The 15,707-nt window shown below is 59.5% G+C and carries 19 protein-coding genes; 17 read left to right on the plus strand and 2 right to left on the minus strand.

The window, feature by feature from the left end; all coding sequences use genetic code 11:
- The 3 genes from ND528_RS19715 to ND528_RS19725 all read left to right on the plus strand — a co-directional run.
- Positions 1–188, plus strand: a 188-nt coding sequence (locus tag ND528_RS19715; RefSeq protein WP_408005045.1) for a DUF6966 domain-containing protein, incomplete at its 5' end; no start/stop codon positions are given.
- Positions 189–320: 132 nt separating this feature from the next.
- Positions 321–617 carry a hypothetical protein gene (locus tag ND528_RS19720; RefSeq protein WP_241662859.1) on the plus strand — a complete coding sequence of 99 codons (297 nt, stop codon included), beginning with the start codon at positions 321–323 and terminating at the stop codon, positions 615–617.
- Between the two features lie 119 nt (positions 618–736).
- Positions 737–1,204 (plus strand): metallophosphoesterase family protein, encoded by a 468-nt coding sequence (locus ND528_RS19725; RefSeq protein WP_130910201.1) that lies wholly within the window; start codon positions 737–739, stop codon positions 1,202–1,204.
- A gap of 142 nt (positions 1,205–1,346) precedes the next feature.
- On the opposite strand, the gene ND528_RS19730 is transcribed toward ND528_RS19725, so the two are convergent.
- Entirely contained in the window at positions 1,347–1,991 is a 645-nt protein-coding gene (locus tag ND528_RS19730; protein WP_263470983.1) for a dTMP kinase, read from the minus strand.
- A gap of 104 nt (positions 1,992–2,095) precedes the next feature.
- Here ND528_RS19730 and ND528_RS19735 point away from each other — a divergent pair, with 104 nt between their 5' ends.
- From ND528_RS19735 to ND528_RS19775, 9 genes are all read left to right on the plus strand, one after another.
- Positions 2,096–3,157: an SDR family oxidoreductase gene (locus ND528_RS19735; protein ID WP_263470984.1), complete on the plus strand. Its 1,062-nt coding sequence runs from the start codon at positions 2,096–2,098 to the stop codon at positions 3,155–3,157.
- Between the two features lie 378 nt (positions 3,158–3,535).
- Positions 3,536–4,051, plus strand: a complete 516-nt coding sequence (locus tag ND528_RS19740; RefSeq protein ID WP_263470985.1) for an HvfX family Cu-binding RiPP maturation protein — start codon at positions 3,536–3,538, stop codon at positions 4,049–4,051.
- A gap of 61 nt (positions 4,052–4,112) precedes the next feature.
- A complete protein-coding gene (locus tag ND528_RS19745; protein WP_263470986.1) occupies positions 4,113–4,532 on the plus strand; it encodes an organic hydroperoxide resistance protein in 420 nt (139 codons plus the stop codon).
- Positions 4,533–4,644: 112 nt separating this feature from the next.
- On the plus strand, positions 4,645–5,529 hold the full coding sequence (locus ND528_RS19750; protein ID WP_263470987.1) for an HvfB family MNIO-type RiPP peptide maturase: 885 nt from the start codon (positions 4,645–4,647) through the stop codon (positions 5,527–5,529).
- On the plus strand, positions 5,522–6,313 hold the full coding sequence (locus ND528_RS19755; RefSeq protein ID WP_263470988.1) for an HvfC family RiPP maturation protein: 792 nt from the start codon (positions 5,522–5,524) through the stop codon (positions 6,311–6,313). The genes ND528_RS19750 and ND528_RS19755 overlap by 8 nt, the downstream gene beginning before the upstream one ends.
- 252 nt (positions 6,314–6,565) lie before the next feature.
- Positions 6,566–7,033, plus strand: a complete 468-nt coding sequence (locus ND528_RS19760; protein ID WP_041480354.1) for an HvfA family oxazolone/thioamide-modified RiPP metallophore — start codon at positions 6,566–6,568, stop codon at positions 7,031–7,033.
- Positions 7,034–7,237: 204 nt separating this feature from the next.
- A complete protein-coding gene (locus ND528_RS19765; RefSeq protein WP_016774741.1) occupies positions 7,238–7,453 on the plus strand; it encodes a tautomerase family protein in 216 nt (71 codons plus the stop codon).
- Positions 7,450–8,106: a DsbA family oxidoreductase gene (locus ND528_RS19770; protein WP_263470989.1), complete on the plus strand. Its 657-nt coding sequence runs from the start codon at positions 7,450–7,452 to the stop codon at positions 8,104–8,106. The genes ND528_RS19765 and ND528_RS19770 overlap by 4 nt, the downstream gene beginning before the upstream one ends.
- Before the next feature lie 74 nt (positions 8,107–8,180).
- Positions 8,181–8,810: an isochorismatase family cysteine hydrolase gene (locus ND528_RS19775; protein ID WP_122603339.1), complete on the plus strand. Its 630-nt coding sequence runs from the start codon at positions 8,181–8,183 to the stop codon at positions 8,808–8,810.
- Between the two features lie 78 nt (positions 8,811–8,888).
- On the opposite strand, the gene ND528_RS19780 is transcribed toward ND528_RS19775, so the two are convergent.
- Positions 8,889–9,671, minus strand: a complete 783-nt coding sequence (locus tag ND528_RS19780) for an outer membrane protein OmpK (RefSeq protein ID WP_408005050.1) — start codon at positions 9,669–9,671, stop codon at positions 8,889–8,891.
- Positions 9,672–10,377: 706 nt separating this feature from the next.
- Here ND528_RS19780 and ND528_RS19785 point away from each other — a divergent pair.
- From ND528_RS19785 to ND528_RS19805, 5 genes are all read left to right on the plus strand, one after another.
- Entirely contained in the window at positions 10,378–11,400 is a 1,023-nt protein-coding gene (locus ND528_RS19785; protein WP_263470991.1) for an ABC transporter substrate-binding protein, read from the plus strand.
- 75 nt (positions 11,401–11,475) lie between these two features.
- Positions 11,476–12,501 (plus strand): aromatic ring-hydroxylating dioxygenase subunit alpha, encoded by a 1,026-nt coding sequence (locus tag ND528_RS19790; RefSeq protein ID WP_016774747.1) that lies wholly within the window; start codon positions 11,476–11,478, stop codon positions 12,499–12,501.
- Between the two features lie 60 nt (positions 12,502–12,561).
- Positions 12,562–13,404 (plus strand): ABC transporter ATP-binding protein, encoded by an 843-nt coding sequence (locus ND528_RS19795; protein WP_024012979.1) that lies wholly within the window; start codon positions 12,562–12,564, stop codon positions 13,402–13,404.
- Positions 13,405–13,423: 19 nt separating this feature from the next.
- Positions 13,424–14,227, plus strand: a complete 804-nt coding sequence (locus ND528_RS19800; RefSeq protein ID WP_137213607.1) for an ABC transporter permease — start codon at positions 13,424–13,426, stop codon at positions 14,225–14,227.
- Positions 14,228–14,267: 40 nt separating this feature from the next.
- Positions 14,268–15,698, plus strand: coding sequence for an amidohydrolase family protein (locus ND528_RS19805; RefSeq protein WP_263470992.1), 1,431 nt, complete (start codon positions 14,268–14,270; stop codon positions 15,696–15,698).
- Positions 15,699–15,707 lie beyond the last annotated feature (9 nt).

A 15,707-nucleotide genomic window follows, 5' to 3' on the forward strand; every position in this document is an offset into this window, starting at 1 on the left:
ACTCCGGAATTGAGTACCTACAGTCAGCCTATGGCGGAATGGGCTCATTCAATGATCTCATTCTTGGTCAAAGCCATGACAATGGCGTTCTTTGCTGGAAGCCGGGCCATGTTGAGCTAAACGAAAGATTCGACGAATTACGCAATGAAGCCGCGAAGCTCTCCGATTTCATAAAGCGAAATATGTAGAGGGGCGCGGTTATCAAACTACGTTATTCAAAGGGGTCAGGCCGGCCACCGGCGCATCTCACTTTGATCAGCTCCGTAGACTCAGTATCGGGCAATCTGGTGTTTGCCTACACGGAAGTCGGGGAGCACAGAGTGCATTACACATCACATGCCGAGCTGTTGTGCATGCTCAACATCCTTTTGCGTCAGCGCGTGCCCATTGCTGTCGGAGGCATGCTGCCGGGACCTGCCGACGAAGTCGAGATGTTAATAGCGAACGAAGTACTTGAAGGCCCCTACATAGAACTGTCCTGGTCCGGCCCCCAGCAATGGACTCTGCGCGAAATCGACTCCACCACTGCTGAATGGCAGTCAGTACCTAGTGCTCAAAGTATGGCAAATGTGACATTCGATCCGAAGTCCCTGAAACGCTCTGGCGGAACTGGCTAAGAGATTAATGCAAGTTCGGGCGGTTCTTCGCTTCTGGCCGCAATCGCCTGCGGTCGCGACAGGCAGCTATGGGTCGAAAACAGTCACTCCCACCCGAAACGTCCACGGAGAGTTGGCCCATGAAAACCGCCCTAATATCCGACACTCACAATCTCCTCCGCGCCGAAGCCATCAGCGCGCTCCAAGGCTGTGACCTGATCATCCACGCCGGCGACATCGGCAACCCGGACATTCTCGCCCAATTGTCCGAAATTGCTCCCGTCCACGCCGTGCGCGGCAACAATGATCTCAGCAGCCCATGGGCCAAAGACCTCCCCGACTTCCTGACCTGCACTCTCAACGGCTGGCACACTCTCCTTATCCACGACATCGCCGACGTCCCCGCCGATCTAGATCCAGACATAAAGCTCATCATCACCGGCCATTCCCACAAACCGCGCATAGAATGGCGCGGCGATCGTCTATACGTGAACCCTGGTAGCGCCGGCCCTCGGCGTTTCAAGTTGCCGGTCACGCTGGCAATTCTCGAGATACAACCCGACAGCATCGAGCCGCGCCTGATTTCCCTGCTGGGTCCCCCCGCCTGAAATCGCTACGGTTACCGCGGTCCAGAACTAGGAAGCGCCACCTCCTACTAGGCCCGACCTATCTCGCGGCGAACCAATCCTCAACGCCGCCGAGCGTGCGATCAAGTGACAGGACAGCGGGTTTAGATTCGATCCGCGCCGCTCAGCATGGCGGACTGACACTTCGGACATGGAGGCGTCTAATCACCCGATTAATCTCCCCTACCACCCGCCCCGTCGCCTCCTCGATCGTTCCCTCATTCCGACACAAAAACCAACCCTGATCGGCAGCGGCCACCTCAAACGCCTCAGTACAAGCGACATGCTCCTCCAGACCGCGAAGTACAGTACTGCTCAAGCCCCGCCGTCGTGCCCCCGCCCTCTCCCACGAAATGTCCGCCGCTGTAACCACCCCGACATGCAGGTCTGGCACCTGTACGTTGCGGTCAATGTTCAATTGCAGGATTTCAGCAAACGGGACTATCCGGCGAAACGCCGCATCGGACGGGTACCAGCGATCGATCAGGATGATGCTGTCGGCGGGTTGTTTGGTCAGCACGTGCTGGGAAATCCAGCGGCGGCTATCAGCCAGGCGTTGGCAAACGTCCAGTTCCAGATCCCTGTCAGGATGGCGGACGAGCCGGTTCACCAAGTGCATTGTCTCGCCCCTGAAAGGGTCGCTTTTTTTCTCGCACAGTCGGATGACTTTCTGGTTGTCTGCCCTCAGGACTTCAGTGATGGCCTCCAACAGCGAGGTTTTGCCGACGCCTTTGGGGCCATCCAGAGCGACAAACAGCGGACGAGTCATTTTTCTCACAGGCTTTAACGGGGAGTAGCGCGCACTCTAACGGATTTTCAGGTTGAACCTCTGTTGCTTAGCAGGACTCCCAAATTCAAATCCAGGAGAAACCTATGACCCAGACAGCTCTAGTCGTGGGCGCCAGCGGCATCGTCGGCAGCGCCATCACCCAGTTACTCATCGACAACCAGTGGCAAGTCGCTGCGCTGTCGAGACATCCATCGCAAGCACACGGCGTGATCCCTGTGGCGGCAGACCTTCAGGATCCTGCTTCTCTGGAACAGGCGCTGAGGGCTGTGAAACCCACGCATGTGTTCATTACCACCTGGTCGCGGCAAGCCACGGAGGCCGAGAACATCCGCGTCAACGCAGCCATGGTACGCAACGTCCTCGCCGCCATTCGCCCAGCCAAAAACGTCAAACACGTAGCACTGGTTACCGGCCTGAAACACTACCTCGGCCCGTTCGAAGCCTATGGTAAAGGCAGCCTGCCGCAGACACCGTTTCGCGAAGAACAGGGTCGTCTTGATATCGAGAATTTCTATTACGCTCAGGAAGACGAACTCTTCGCCGCTGCGGAAAAGGACGGTTTCACCTGGAGCGTGCATCGCCCGCATACCGTCACCGGGGTGGCCGTGGGCAATGCAATGAACATGGCAACCACCCTCGCCGTGTATGCCTCGATTTGCAAACACACCAATCGCCCTTTTGTGTTTCCCGGATCCAAGGTGCAGTTGGACAGCCTCACCGACATGACCGATGCGCGGCAGTTGGCGAAACAGCAACTGTGGGCGGCCACCACGCCGGCTGCGGCAAATCAGGCATTCAATATCACCAATGGCGATGTATTCCGCTGGAAATGGATGTGGAGCCGAATTGCCGAATACTTCGACCTGCCTGCTGCTGACTATCCCGCATCACCCTCGCCTCTAGAGAAGCAGATGGCGGACGATCAAGCCGTATGGACGCAAATAGTCGCCGAGCATAGTTTGAAAGAATCTGACATTGGTCGCTTGATTTCCCCATGGCATACCGATGCCGACCTTGGCCGGCCCATCGAAGTGGTCACCGACATGTCGAAAAGCCGCCTGATGGGCTTCACTGCCTACCAAGCGAGCGATCAGGCATTTTTCGACGTGTTCGACAGGCTGCGGGAGATGCGCTTGATACCTTAGGCGTTTCCAGACAGATAAGGTGGGCACCTGGCGTGCCCCCCCTCATTCAACAGTACTTTCCACGCCCTCACCCCTCCCCTCATCTGCGACGTTCGTTTGCCCTGCGAAATCCTCCCGCCAGTCACCGGCAGAACGCAGCCGATCGTATATCCCAACTCCAAAATAGCGCCTTCGACAGGTATCGCTCTGTATCCAAGTGTGTACGGACGCAAACACGTTACACAACATTGATCTTCCCGCCCCCTCAGACACAAGCGAGATACACCAGCACGATGAACTGCGCCCACGGCCAGCGCAGTGCTCCTGTGCCTGACACCTGTCATTGGAAGCACCTGAACGGCTTCCACTTTCTTGACGACAAGTCGGAGGATTAAACCCATGCAAACAAACGCGTTATCGGTCTTGAATCGGCTGCAACTTAATCTCGATCGCGCAGGGGACTGGATCGCCCCTTTGAGCCTGCGCGTTTTTCTGGCCTGGGAGTTTTTTGAAGCGGGATGGGAAAAGTGGAACGGTGAGAACTGGTTCCCAAGCATTCAAGGGGCCTTTCCTTTTCCCTTCAATCAGCTGCCGGCTGCGTTCAATTGGCAGTTATCCATGTGGGCAGAACTGCTCTGTTCCATTGCTTTGCTTGTAGGCCTGGGAACACGCCTCTCGGCACTGATCCTCATAGTGGTCACCGTCGTGGCAACTGCCGCAGTTCACTGGCCAGCAGAGTGGTCGACGTTGAGTGAACTGGCTATGGGCTACTCCATCAGCAACAAAGGCTACGGCAATTTCAAGCTGCCGTTGATCTATCTCGTAGCACTTCTGCCACTGGTATTCACAGGCGCCGGCAAGCTGAGCCTGGATGCATTCATCGGTCGGTATCTCAAGCGCTTGAATGCACGCTGAGTGTTATCGCGTCACCAAGGTTATCGCTCTCAACCCCCGCTAATTAATCAGGAGTTTCACCATGACCCATATCGATAAAGTGCTGTACACCGGCAAAGTCCATACCTCCTCGGGTGGTCGCAATGGCACCGCCCTCAGTGACGACGGCCGACTGGATATAAAACTGTCGTCGCCTGGCACCTCTGGCGCCGGTACCAACCCAGAGCAGTTGTTCGCCGCAGGTTGGTCGGCTTGTTTTATCGGTGCAATGGGACTAGCGGCGAGCAAGCTGAAAGTCACCCTCCCGGGTGACCTTGCTGTCGACGCCGAAGTCGATCTAGGCACAACCGATGGCGCTTATTTCCTCCAGGCTCGCCTCAATGTCTACCTTCCCGGGCTGGATCGCAACGTTGCTCAAGAGCTGATCGACACCGCACACCAGACATGCCCGTACTCCAAAGCGACGCGGAACAACATCAACGTGGTGATCAACCTCGTTTGAGCAGAACCGTGGCGGGTTTCAATCACCCGATTCACACCCCCCGGCTGCCAGCGGTAACCGTGGAGGTGCTGTGGATCGGGGGTTCCAGACGTCGAATCGGAGTATTGAGCTCATGCAAACGAACATTTCATCACCAACGCATGTAGATCCACAGATCCCCCTTGAGGGGACCGTCGGGCTGGGATTGCGCCGTGCGCTGCTTAACACGCTCCGTGACGCTCCAGTCGGTGATTTCGATTTTCTAGAGGTTGCTCCAGAGAACTGGATCGGCATCGGTGGCGCTCATGGTGAGGCCTTGCAGTTGCTGGCTGAACGCTACCCGCTGTCATGCCATGGCCTGTCACTGTCGCTGGGTGGCAGTGCACCGCTGGACGAACCTTTTCTTGAGCAAGTCCGCGGGTTCCTCGATCGCTTCAACGTGCCGTTCTATAGCGAACACCTGAGTTACTGTAGTGACGATGGCCATTTATACGACCTGCTGCCGTTGCCATTCACTGAGGAGGCCGTTCATCACGTTGCTGCGCGCATCCGCCGTGCGCAGGACATTCTCGGTCGTCGTCTTGCTGTAGAAAACGTCTCCTACTACGCCGCTGCTCATCAGGACATGGACGAACTTGCTTTTACCAATGCAGTGCTCCGCGAGGCCGATTGCGACCTGTTGCTCGACGTTAACAATGTGTACGTCAACTCAGTGAACCACCGCTTTGATCCAGCGGTTTTCCTCGCCGGCCTGGAACCCGAACGCGTAGTCGCCATGCATGTGGCTGGGCATTACGACGAAGCTGAGGACCTGATCATCGACACCCATGGCGCCTCGGTCAAACCGGTAGTCTGGTCATTGCTGGGCCAGGCTTATGGCCTCTTTGGCGTGAAGCCAACCCTGCTGGAGCGCGATTTCAACTTTCCGTCCTACGACGAACTGGTGGCTGAGCTGAACACCATCAGGCGCTTGCAACGCGACGCCATTGCTTTGGTGCGGGTGACCGTCGATGGCTGACTCCCCTTCAAGTTTGCACAGTCAGCAGCTCGCGCTGACCCGGTACCTGCGTGACCCGGACGCTTATGCACCGCCTGCGCAGATGAATCCTGCAAGAGCGCAGGTCTATCTCAACCTGGTGGTGAACAATCTGTTGGGGTTGCTGGGTGGGACGTTTCCGGTGCTGGTTGCCGTGCTGGGTGATGACGGTTGGCGTGCACTGGTACGACGTTTTTTGCGTGATTACCGCGCGCAAACGCCACGCTTCGGAGAAATTGCTCGTGAGTTTGTAGACTTCGTAGCAAGCCTGGAAGACTCGCCCGGTCACGAACACCCCTGGTACCCGTTCTTGCCTGAATTGGCTCATTACGAGTGGGTGGAAATGGCGCTTCAACAGTTGGACGCTGCGCCGTTAAAGGCCAGTGATGCGGCGCATTTACTCGACCGTCCCCTCAGGCTCTCCCCGCTCGTCTGGCCGCTGGCTTACACCTGGGCCGTACATCGTCTCGGGCCAGGTCATCTGCCTTCCGAACCGCCAGAACAACCGACGTTGCTGCTGATCAGCCGGGTGCCGAGTGGCCAAGTGCAATTCTCCCAGGTCAGCCCTCTCGCGTTCCGTTTGTTGCAGCGGATCGAGCAGTTCCCTGACATGGATGGTCGAGCGCAGTTGCACGCTTTGGCTGCGGAGGCTGGTGCAACAGACGTGACCGGCTTCGTCGCTGACGCACTGGTGCTGCTGCGCCAGCTGCATGCGCAAGCTGCCGTCGGCGTAGCCGCGACACCCGCTTTAAAGCTGTTGTCCTGACTGACGAGCAAAGGCTGAGGTCGGTTTTTGTATCTCTATGTACCCAAACGCTAAGTCTTGGGATTGGCTTACAAATGCTCCGCTCGCCGATACATCGCCGATACATGACTCCCGCTAAATAGGCCTACCCGAACAAGGACGCTGTATCGAAGTGGAAGACGCTTGCGCCTTTCGCCTCGAACTTCCTTGAGGGTGTATCCGCCCTGTGGCATGAACCGCGGCCTCGCCGCGCAAAGCATCTGGAGAAGCACTATGTACCGTAAACCAATGTCGAACAAAACCAGTCTTGGCCTGGCCGCAATTGCTTTAGCCGGTGGCATGAGCCTGGCATCGTCTGCGGCTTTTGCTGTTGAGCCATTGCCCCAAGGCTACCAACTGGCATCGGCAGATAAAACCGGCGAAGGCAAGTGTGGCGAAGGCAAATGCGGGGCCAGCGAAGCCAGCGACAAGTCCGCTACTGCCGAAGGCAAGTGCGGTGAAGGCAAATGTGGCGACGACTCTTTCGCTCGCACAGACACCGACCATGATGGCCTCGTCTCTCTTAAAGAACTGCTGGCTGTAGCACCTCAGGGCGGTGAAGAATTCAAAGCGATGGACACCAACCATGATGGTTTTCTTTCGGAAGGTGAGGTCTACAAGTTCAGAACCAACCAGTACATTTCCAATGGCAAGAAAGTACCCACCGAGCTATTTACCCGCATGAGCAAAGCGCAGAACTGATCTCTCCCGCCGTAGCATTCGCCCTCCCCGCGTCTACAGCCAGGGAGGGCGATTTACCTTCTGCAAAGCCCCCAGTTGTATTGATTACACCGCGTTATAAGTGATGTTCTCCGCCCCTGATTTATCCCCTGAACGCAACACTCTAAAGTCCATCCCACTGCTCCCCTCATCATGTCGATGGGGCGCCTACTGGAGACTTATCCCATGCCTTTCATCAGCGTTCGTATCACTCGCGACGGCGTTACCAAAGAACAGAAATCTCAAGTCATCGCTGAGATCACCAAAACCATGCAAACCGTCCTCAACAAGGACCCGCACCTCACCCATATCGTTATTGAAGAGGTCGACACCGACAACTGGGGCTATGCCGGAATTACCACCACCGAGTACCGCCAACAACTGACGGAGTCGAAGAAATGACCTTCCCCGTCAGTATCGACTTTGTGTCGGATGTCGTGTGCCCCTGGTGCGCACTCGGCGCCATGGCGCTGGAACAAGCCATCGCGAACGTTGCCGGCGAGGTTGCCGTGGAGCTGACCTACAAGCCGTTCGAACTGAACCCGGACATGCCGGCCGAGGGCGAGCACGCCATCAAGCACATGATGCGCAAATACGGGCGCAGCGCCGAAGAAGTCGCCTCGCGCAATGAATTGATCGTCGCGCGCGGCAAAGCCATCGGTTTTCAGTTCGACCTGGAAAAGCGCAGCCATTTCTACAACACCTTCGATGCCCATCGCCTTCTGCTCTGGGCTGTGCAGGAAGGCCGCCAGGTCGCGCTGAAGAAAATCCTGATCAAGGCTTATTTCACTAATGGCGAGAACCCCAGCGACCACGAAACACTGGTACGCCTGGCCGGTGAAGCGGGACTTTCAACCACCCGCGCCCGCGAGATTTTGACTAGCGAGGCGTTCGCTCACGAGGTCCGTGAACTTGAAGGTTTCTACCTTGAACGCGGGATCAACTCGGTCCCGGCCATGGTGCTGAACGGTCGTCAGTTGGTGTCCGGATCGCTCTCAGTCACGGAATACGAACAAATCCTCAGGCAAGTGGCCCGCGAGTCCGCCACAGCCTGACAAAGCTATTGATCAGCACGCTGCACGGGCAAGCCCACGGCATCGGTCACTCAACTTGCGTGGAGTACATCGTCATGTCGAACGCCTCTTATCCGCTGAACCGCACCGCTTATCTGCTGGTCGATCCGTACAACGATTTTCTCTCGGAAAACGGCAAGGTCTTCCCCTTGATCAAGCCGATTGCCGAGCAGGTCGGGCTGCTCGACAACCTGCGAGCCCTCGATCGCGCCGTACGAGCGCAGAACATTCCGGTGGTCATCGTGCCGCACCACCGCTGGGAACATGGCGACTACGAAGGCTGGGATCATCCAACACCGACCCAGTGCAAAATCATGCACATGCACCACTTCGCACGTGGTGAATGGGGCGGCGAATGGCATCCCGATTTCGCACCGAAGGACGGCGACATTGTCGTGCAGGAACATTGGGGCGCCAGCGGCTTTGCCAATACCGACCTTGATTTTCGCCTGAAGCAGAAAGGCATCACCCACGTCATCATCGTCGGCCTGCTCGCCAACACCTGCATCGAAGCGACCGCCCGCTACGCCTCGGAATTGGGCTACCACGTCACGCTGGTGCGCGATGCGACCGCCGCATTCCGTGCGGAAATGATGCACGCCGCCCACGAGTTGAACGGGCCGACTTTCGCTCATTCAATCGTGACTACCCAAGAACTGATTGAGGCGCTGGCAGCGCAGGAGTAGCGGCGATGAACACCGATTTCGCCCGTTTGCCGAGGTGGTGCGTCAAGGCCGCTTTCTGCAATGGGCGATCGGCCCCCGTCAAAAATGCACCTTGAGCAAGAGACTCAACGCGTTCTGGTCGGTAGGGAATCCGCTCGTGTCTTCAATCCCGTATTTATTCGACCAGTAATCCCACTCAAGTCCCGCATAAAAACGTTTTTGCTTTTGCCCCAGCGCCTTGCCCACGTCGTATTTGACTTGTGGGTTGAAGTGAAAGCTTCTGGCCACATAGTTGGAGGTGCCTTTGTTGCCGACGTCGTTGACGTACCACTCCAGATAGCCGTCGAAAAGAATGTCGGAGCGACCCACCGGGAGGGTCATGGACCAGGTCGGGTTGATCTGCCATTGACCTGAGGCCTTACCGGTGATGCCGTCGGGTTTGCGGTAGTAGGTATTCAGGGAAAAGCGATCGAAGCCTGGAAGCACGAGGTCGACAGCGGGACCCAGCAGGTATTTGCGATTGCGGTTTTCACCGCGCTCGTAGGTGGCGGCGATGAGGACGTCCTTGACGATGCCATAGCTCAGGGAGCGGTCACTGATTTTGCCCAGCGACAGCCGTGGGGAGAATTCACCGTAGTAGGAATGGCCGTCGGCACCCGAGAGTCCGCTGGACCATTTGTTGTCGACGAACATGAAGATATCGCCCCACGTCCAGCCGCTGGCGTGTTCGAAGCTCAGCGTTTGCTGAGTATCGTCGCCAGTGCCGTCGACTTTGAAATGCTGGCCGTAGAGGTAGCTCAAGCTGTTGTCGTTCCACAACAGAGGGCCAGCTTCGGCGCCGGCGCTGGCCAGAGCTAACAGCGGCGCCAGGCTGCGACGCAGCTGTGAAGGTGCAAGTAATGGAATACGCGATGCTTTCATGGGCTGCCCTTGTCAGGTGATTAGCGGATATCACCGGCAAGGCACGCCCGAGCTGCGGATCAAGCAGCTGCTCTGGCCCTAAAGTTAACGAGGGGCGACCCTTGCCGGGTACGCGGCGTAATGCCGCCAGAGCAATGCCCTGCATCTCGGGTTCTGTTGAGAGCCCTCTGTGCTGACCGCTTCTACTCGATTCCGGACTAAGCAGGGGTTGTGCCAACTGAGCGAATACAATCTTCAACCCTCATTCAGCACAATCGATGCGTAAAACTGAATACTTTTCAGCTATCGGTTGCGCACCAGATTGAGGCGCGCTCACTTGGATTCGCACCGTTGCGATTCGCGTGCCCACCTCCTGCTGATTGCCTCGCCCGCCGGATCCCGTGAGGGCGGGCCTGCGACGGCTTGGCACACTTTTGGCTATGACTACTTTTGAGTAGAAGCGGTCAGTGCCAGCAATGGCACCGGGCATTGCTCTTGCGCCCTTCCCTGTGGGGCGTACGTCCGATTGGATGCTTGAACGCGGCGCCAGCGCCCCGGGCAAGAGAGATGTGTCAGCCGTGTAACTACGCATACGCGCCCTCTCTCCTCCCTTGTTCTCTCCAATCGGTCCCTCGCTGGCGTGCCGATTGGCGCGCGGCGGTTTTCGAATCGTTGTGGAGAACACATCATGAAAATTCGCTTTGCCTTGGGTCAACCGCTTCGCTCGCTACTGGCCATGGCGCTTGTGCCCGCCGCCCTGATCGCGTCTCCACTGGCGTTGGCCAATGACAAGGTGGTGCTGCTTACTTCCTGGTATGCCCAAGCCGAACAGGGTGGTTTCTACCAGGCCCTGGCGGATGGACTGTATGAAAAAGAAGGCCTGGACGTGACCATCCGCATGGGTGGGCCGCAGGTCAATGGCATGCAGTTGCTGCTCAACAAGCAGGCCGATTTCATCGTCAACTACGACTTGCAGATTCTCAAAAGTGTGGAGCAAGGCCTGCCGGTGGTGGCCGTGGCGGCGCCCTTTCAAGGTGATCCTCAGGGTCTGCTGACCCATGCCGATGTGAGCGGCCTGGATGCCTTGCAGAACAAGCAGGTGCTGGTGTCCACCTCCGGCCAGCAAACCTGGTGGCCGTGGCTCAAGGGCAAATATCAGCTCAAGGACAGCCAGGCCCGTCCCTACACCTTCAACCTGCAACCCTTCCTCGCGGACGCCAACACCACGCAGCAGGCCTATGCCAGCTCCGAGTTGTTCCAGGCGTTGAAGGCCGGGGAAAAAGCCAACTTCTTCCTGTTCGCCGACGCTGGTTACCCGCCCTACGGCTCGACGCTGGCCACTCGCCAGGACGTGATCGATCAGCATCCTGAGCGAGTCCAGCGCTTCGTTCGCGCCTCGATGGAGGGCTGGAAGCGCTACCTCGACAACCCGAGCGCCAACCACCTGATCAAGGCTGATAACCCGAACATGAGCGATGAATTGCTCGCCTGGGGCTTGTCGACGCTCAAGCAATATCGCCTGGTCACCGGCGGTGATGCCGCCACCCAAGGCATCGGCGTGATGAGCGATGCGCGCTGGCAGGCCACCCGCAATTTCATGGTCGACGCCGGCCTGCTCGGTGCCGATGCGCCTTGGCAGAAGGCCTACACCACGCGCTTCGTCGAGGACTTGAAGGTACTGCCTGGCGCCGAACAGTCCGCCAGCCGCTGAGCCTGATTGCAAGACTGCTGAACCCAGAGCCCGAGCCCAAGAGCCGGCTGAACGAATACCGTGAGGACACTTGTTATGTTGGTCACCAAACAACCCGTATTGCGCCGCTTCTGGTATGCCCTGCTGCCCATGACCGCGCTGGATGCCGGCCCGCAGCCCTTCACTTTACTGGGTGAGGCGCTGGTGCTGTGGAAGCGCCCCGACGGCACCCCGGTGGCCATGCGCGACCGTTGCTGCCACCGCACCGCCAAGCTCTCGAAAGGTTTTGTCAGCGAGGACGGCAACATCGCTTGCGGCTACCACGGCTGGGAATACGACTGCACCGGCACCTGCGTGAAGATCCCGCAAAACCCCGCTGGCATGATTCCGCCGGGCGCCTCGGTCCAGGCCTTTCACTGCCAGGAAAAATACGGCTACGCCTGGGTCGCCCTCGACGATCCTCTGCAACCAATCCCTGAGTTTCCCGAGGATGGCGCCCCGGGCTACCGGCGCATCTTCCAGTTTTATGAAGAGTGGAAAACCAGCCCGCTGCGGGTCATGGAAAACTCCTTTGACAACTCGCATTTTTCCTTCGTCCACAAAGCCAATTTCGGCCTTTTCGACCAGCCCGCGCCGGCCGGCTACGAGTTTCGCGAAACCGACTACGGCTTCGAGGCGGAGACGCGGGTGCCGATCCGCAATCCTGAGGAAAGCTATCGCATCACCGGCACTCGCGAGCCGATCACCCAGCGCCACCTGATCAACCGCTATTACCTGCCCTTCTCCCGGCGCTTTGGCTGCATGTACCCGGACAGCGGCATCCACCACATCATCTACAACTGCGCGACGCCCATGGAAGACGGGCGCCTGATGCTGGTCCAGTGGTTGTATCGCAATGACAGCGAAGAGCAATGCTCGACCCAGGAACTGATCGACTGGGACGCAGCGATCACCGCCGAAGACCGCGACATCCTCGAAGCCACCGATTACGACGCCTGTGTCGATACTCGCCGGCGAGTGGAACTGCACATGCCGTCGGACAAGCCTGGCCTGGTGATTCGCCGGCAATTGCTGGGCCTGCTCGAAGCTCACGGTGAAAGTGAAGTGTTCCTCAGCCATTGAAGTCAGCGCCCCGGTGTGCCGGGGCTTTACCGGACGCTCATGACCCAAGGGGAGAGCGCTATGTTGATGCAAACCATAACTGGGGCCAACGCCCTGCCACAGGCGTTGCCACGGGGCGACAGCGTCGGCGTGCAAACACCGCTGTTCGCCAATCAGGTGGAAAAAACCTACAGCAACGGTACCCAGGCCTTGAGCCGGGTGAAGCTGGCCATTCAGCGCGGCGAGTTCGTTTCATTGCTCGGCCCTTCGGGCTGCGGCAAGAGCACCCTGCTGAAAATGTTCGCTGGCCTCGAAAAGCCCTCCGCTGGCCACGTGCGCTGGTGGGGCAAAGACAGCCCGGCCAGCCCGACCCAAGGGCAAAGCCTGGCGATGGTGTTCCAGGAGGCGACCCTGATGCCTTGGGCGAAGGTCAGCGACAACGTGCGCCTGCCGCTGGATCTGGCCAATGTGCCCAAAGCCCAGAGCCAGCCAAAGGTCGACGCCGCCCTTGCCCTTGTCGGCTTGGACCGCTTCAGCCAGGTGTACCCGCGGGAACTGTCCGGCGGCATGCAAATGCGCGCGTCCATCGCCCGGGCCTTGGCCACCGAGCCCAATCTGCTGCTGATGGACGAGCCCTTCGGCGCCCTGGATGAGTTCACCCGCAACAAGCTCGACAGCGACCTGCGTCAGCTGTGGGCTAGCCGCGACCTGACCGTGGTGTTCGTCACTCACAGCATTTTCGAGGCCGTCTACCTGTCATCGCGGGTGGTGGTGATGGGTGCGCGCCCGGGCCGAGTAATCGCCGACATCGAAATCGACGGCCCGTTGGAACGAGACGAGGCCTACCGCACCTCCCCGGCCTTTATCGCGCAGTGCGCACGCCTGTCCCGGCTGCTGGCCGAGGCCAATGGCGATTCTTGCTGACTTTATTGAGAGCCCGCTCATGAACCCGTCCTTTACTCCCTGGTTACGTCACCCCACGGTATTGCGCATCGTCTCGCCGCTGCTGCTCGGCGCGGTATTGCTGGGTCTGTGGCAATTGGCATGTGTGGCCTGGAAGGTGCCGGTGTATCTGGTGCCCTCCCCGGTCGATATCGGCCGCACCCTGATCAGCGATGGCCCGATGCTGTTCGGTGCGTTGTGGATGACCTTGAAGATCACCTTTTTCTCGTTTGCCCTGGCGGTGCTTATCGGCACCCTGGCGGCGTTTGTGTTCGTGCAGAGCCGCGTGCTGGAAGCCAGCCTGTTTCCCTACGCCATCCTGTTGCAGGTGACGCCGGTGGTGGCCGTGGCGCCGCTGATCATCATCTGGTGCAGCAACACCACGCTGGCGTTGGTTATTTGCGCGACTCTTGTGGCGATTTTCCCGATCATCGCCAACACCGTACTCGGCTTGCGCAGCGTCAACCCCGGCCTGCTCAATCTGTTCCGCCTGAACCGCGCCAGCCGCTGGCAGGTGCTGTTGCGCCTGCGCATTCCCAGCGCCCTGCCGTGTTTTTTTGCCGGGCTGCGCATCGCCAGCGGGCTGGCGTTGATCGGCGCGGTGGTGGCGGAGTTCGTTGCCGGCACCGGGGGCACCGGTGCAGGGCTGGCGTATCAGATCCTCCAGGCCGGCTTTCAACTGAATATTCCAAGGCTGTTCGCTGCCCTGCTGCTGATCGCCTTGACCGGTGTCGCGTTATTCAGCCTGATGGCCGTGCTGGCCCGGTTGAGCCTGCGCAACTGGCACGAAAGCGAACTCGGCTGACCCTTTGAATCCGCCGCAGATGCGGCGTATGGAGCCTCACATGAAGTATCAAAACAGCTGGCTGGTACGTAACGCCAGCGCCATCCTCACCGGTTTGTCCGGCGCGGCGGCGCGCCACGCCGGGCCTGATATCCGTGTCGTCGACGGCCGCATCAGCGCCATCGGCGCCCTGCAACCCCAGCCCGGCGAGCGAGTGCTGGATGCCACCGATTGCGTGGTCTACCCGGCGTGGGTCAATACCCACCATCACCTGTTTCAGTCGCTGCTCAAAGGCATTCCCGCAGGTATCGACCAGAGCCTGGGAGCCTGGCTGGGTGCCGTGCCCTATCGCTATCGCGGCGTGTTTGACGAGCACAGCTTTCGCCTCGCCGCGCGCATTGGCCTGGTCGAATTGGCACGATCCGGCTGCGCCACCGTCGCAGACCATCATTACCTGTACTTGCCGGGCATGGACTTTGACAGTGCCGAGGTGCTGTTCGAGGAAGCCGAACGGCTGGGGCTGCGGTTTGTTCTCTGCCGTGGCGGCGCCACGCGAGCACGACAAGCCGAAGGCGAGTCCTTGGCCGGGCCGGAGACCCTGGAGCAATACCTGGACGACGTCGAGCGTCTGGTGCGGCGCTACCACGACCCGGCCGCCGATGCCTGGCGGCGGGTGGTGATGGCGCCCACCAGCCCGCCCTACTCCATGCCTGCCGAACACCTGCGCGAAACCGCCCGGGTCGCCCGGCGACTGGGCATTCGCCTGCACAGCCATCTGAGCGAAACCGTCGAATATCAGAATGAGGTGCAGCAACGCCACGGCATGTCGCCAGTGGCGTTCTGTGCCGAGCACGAGTGGCTCGGCCCGGACGTGTGGTTCGCGCATTTGGTGAAACTCGACGCCGAGGAAATCCGCATGCTCGGGGCCAGCGGTACGGGCATTGCGCATTGCCCGCAAAGCAATGGCCGCCTGGGCAGTGGCATTGCCGATGTGGTGGCCATGGAGGCTGCGGGAATGCCGGTGTCGATTGGCGTGGATGGTGCCGCCTCCAACGAGGCCTGCGACATGATCAGCGAAACCCACGCCGCCTGGCTGATGCAACGGGCCAGACTTGGCGAACGGGCCCGCCCGCGTTATGCCGGCGGCGACGAAGAAGGCGGTGCCAGCGCGGCCACGGTGGAAGACGTGGTGCGCTGGGGTACGTCTGGCGGGGCTCGGGTGCTGGGGCTGGACGCCGTGGGCAGCGTGCAAGTGGGCATGGCGGCCGACCTGGCGATCTACCGGCTGGACCAGCCGCGATACTTCGGCCTGCATGACCCGGCGATCGGGCCGGTGGTGGGCGGGGGACGCCCGACCTTGCGCGCCTTGCTGGTCGGTGGCCGGTTGACCGTACACGACGACCAGTTGCCTGACTTCGACCTGGCCGAACTCGGCGCCCAGGCCCGGGACGCGGTGCGGCGGTTGCAGCAGGCCGCAGGCGTACGCTCATGAGCTGATCTC

This window comes from Pseudomonas mercuritolerans (genome assembly GCF_025706525.1).
GTDB classification, from domain to species: Bacteria; Pseudomonadota; Gammaproteobacteria; order Pseudomonadales; family Pseudomonadaceae; genus Aquipseudomonas; species Aquipseudomonas mercuritolerans.

Excerpts from the sequence above, each read along its gene's own strand:
- ND528_RS19740 (WP_263470985.1), top strand. The coding sequence starts at position 3,536 with ATGCAAACAAACGCGTTATCGGTCTTGAATCGGCTGCAACTTAATCTC.
- ND528_RS19805 (WP_263470992.1), top strand. The coding sequence starts at position 14,268 with ATGAAGTATCAAAACAGCTGGCTGGTACGTAACGCCAGCGCCATCCTC.
- ND528_RS19770 (WP_263470989.1), top strand. The coding sequence starts at position 7,450 with ATGACCTTCCCCGTCAGTATCGACTTTGTGTCGGATGTCGTGTGCCCC.
- ND528_RS19795 (WP_024012979.1), top strand. The coding sequence starts at position 12,562 with ATGTTGATGCAAACCATAACTGGGGCCAACGCCCTGCCACAGGCGTTG.
- ND528_RS19765 (WP_016774741.1), top strand. The coding sequence starts at position 7,238 with ATGCCTTTCATCAGCGTTCGTATCACTCGCGACGGCGTTACCAAAGAA.
- ND528_RS19785 (WP_263470991.1), top strand. The coding sequence starts at position 10,378 with ATGAAAATTCGCTTTGCCTTGGGTCAACCGCTTCGCTCGCTACTGGCC.
- ND528_RS19735 (WP_263470984.1), top strand. The coding sequence starts at position 2,096 with ATGACCCAGACAGCTCTAGTCGTGGGCGCCAGCGGCATCGTCGGCAGC.
- ND528_RS19725 (WP_130910201.1), top strand. The coding sequence starts at position 737 with ATGAAAACCGCCCTAATATCCGACACTCACAATCTCCTCCGCGCCGAA.
- ND528_RS19745 (WP_263470986.1), top strand. The coding sequence starts at position 4,113 with ATGACCCATATCGATAAAGTGCTGTACACCGGCAAAGTCCATACCTCC.
- ND528_RS19755 (WP_263470988.1), top strand. The coding sequence starts at position 5,522 with ATGGCTGACTCCCCTTCAAGTTTGCACAGTCAGCAGCTCGCGCTGACC.
- ND528_RS19790 (WP_016774747.1), top strand. The coding sequence starts at position 11,476 with ATGTTGGTCACCAAACAACCCGTATTGCGCCGCTTCTGGTATGCCCTG.
- ND528_RS19730 (WP_263470983.1), bottom strand. The coding sequence starts at position 1,991 with ATGACTCGTCCGCTGTTTGTCGCTCTGGATGGCCCCAAAGGCGTCGGC.
- ND528_RS19750 (WP_263470987.1), top strand. The coding sequence starts at position 4,645 with ATGCAAACGAACATTTCATCACCAACGCATGTAGATCCACAGATCCCC.
- ND528_RS19800 (WP_137213607.1), top strand. The coding sequence starts at position 13,424 with ATGAACCCGTCCTTTACTCCCTGGTTACGTCACCCCACGGTATTGCGC.
- ND528_RS19775 (WP_122603339.1), top strand. The coding sequence starts at position 8,181 with ATGTCGAACGCCTCTTATCCGCTGAACCGCACCGCTTATCTGCTGGTC.
- ND528_RS19760 (WP_041480354.1), top strand. The coding sequence starts at position 6,566 with ATGTACCGTAAACCAATGTCGAACAAAACCAGTCTTGGCCTGGCCGCA.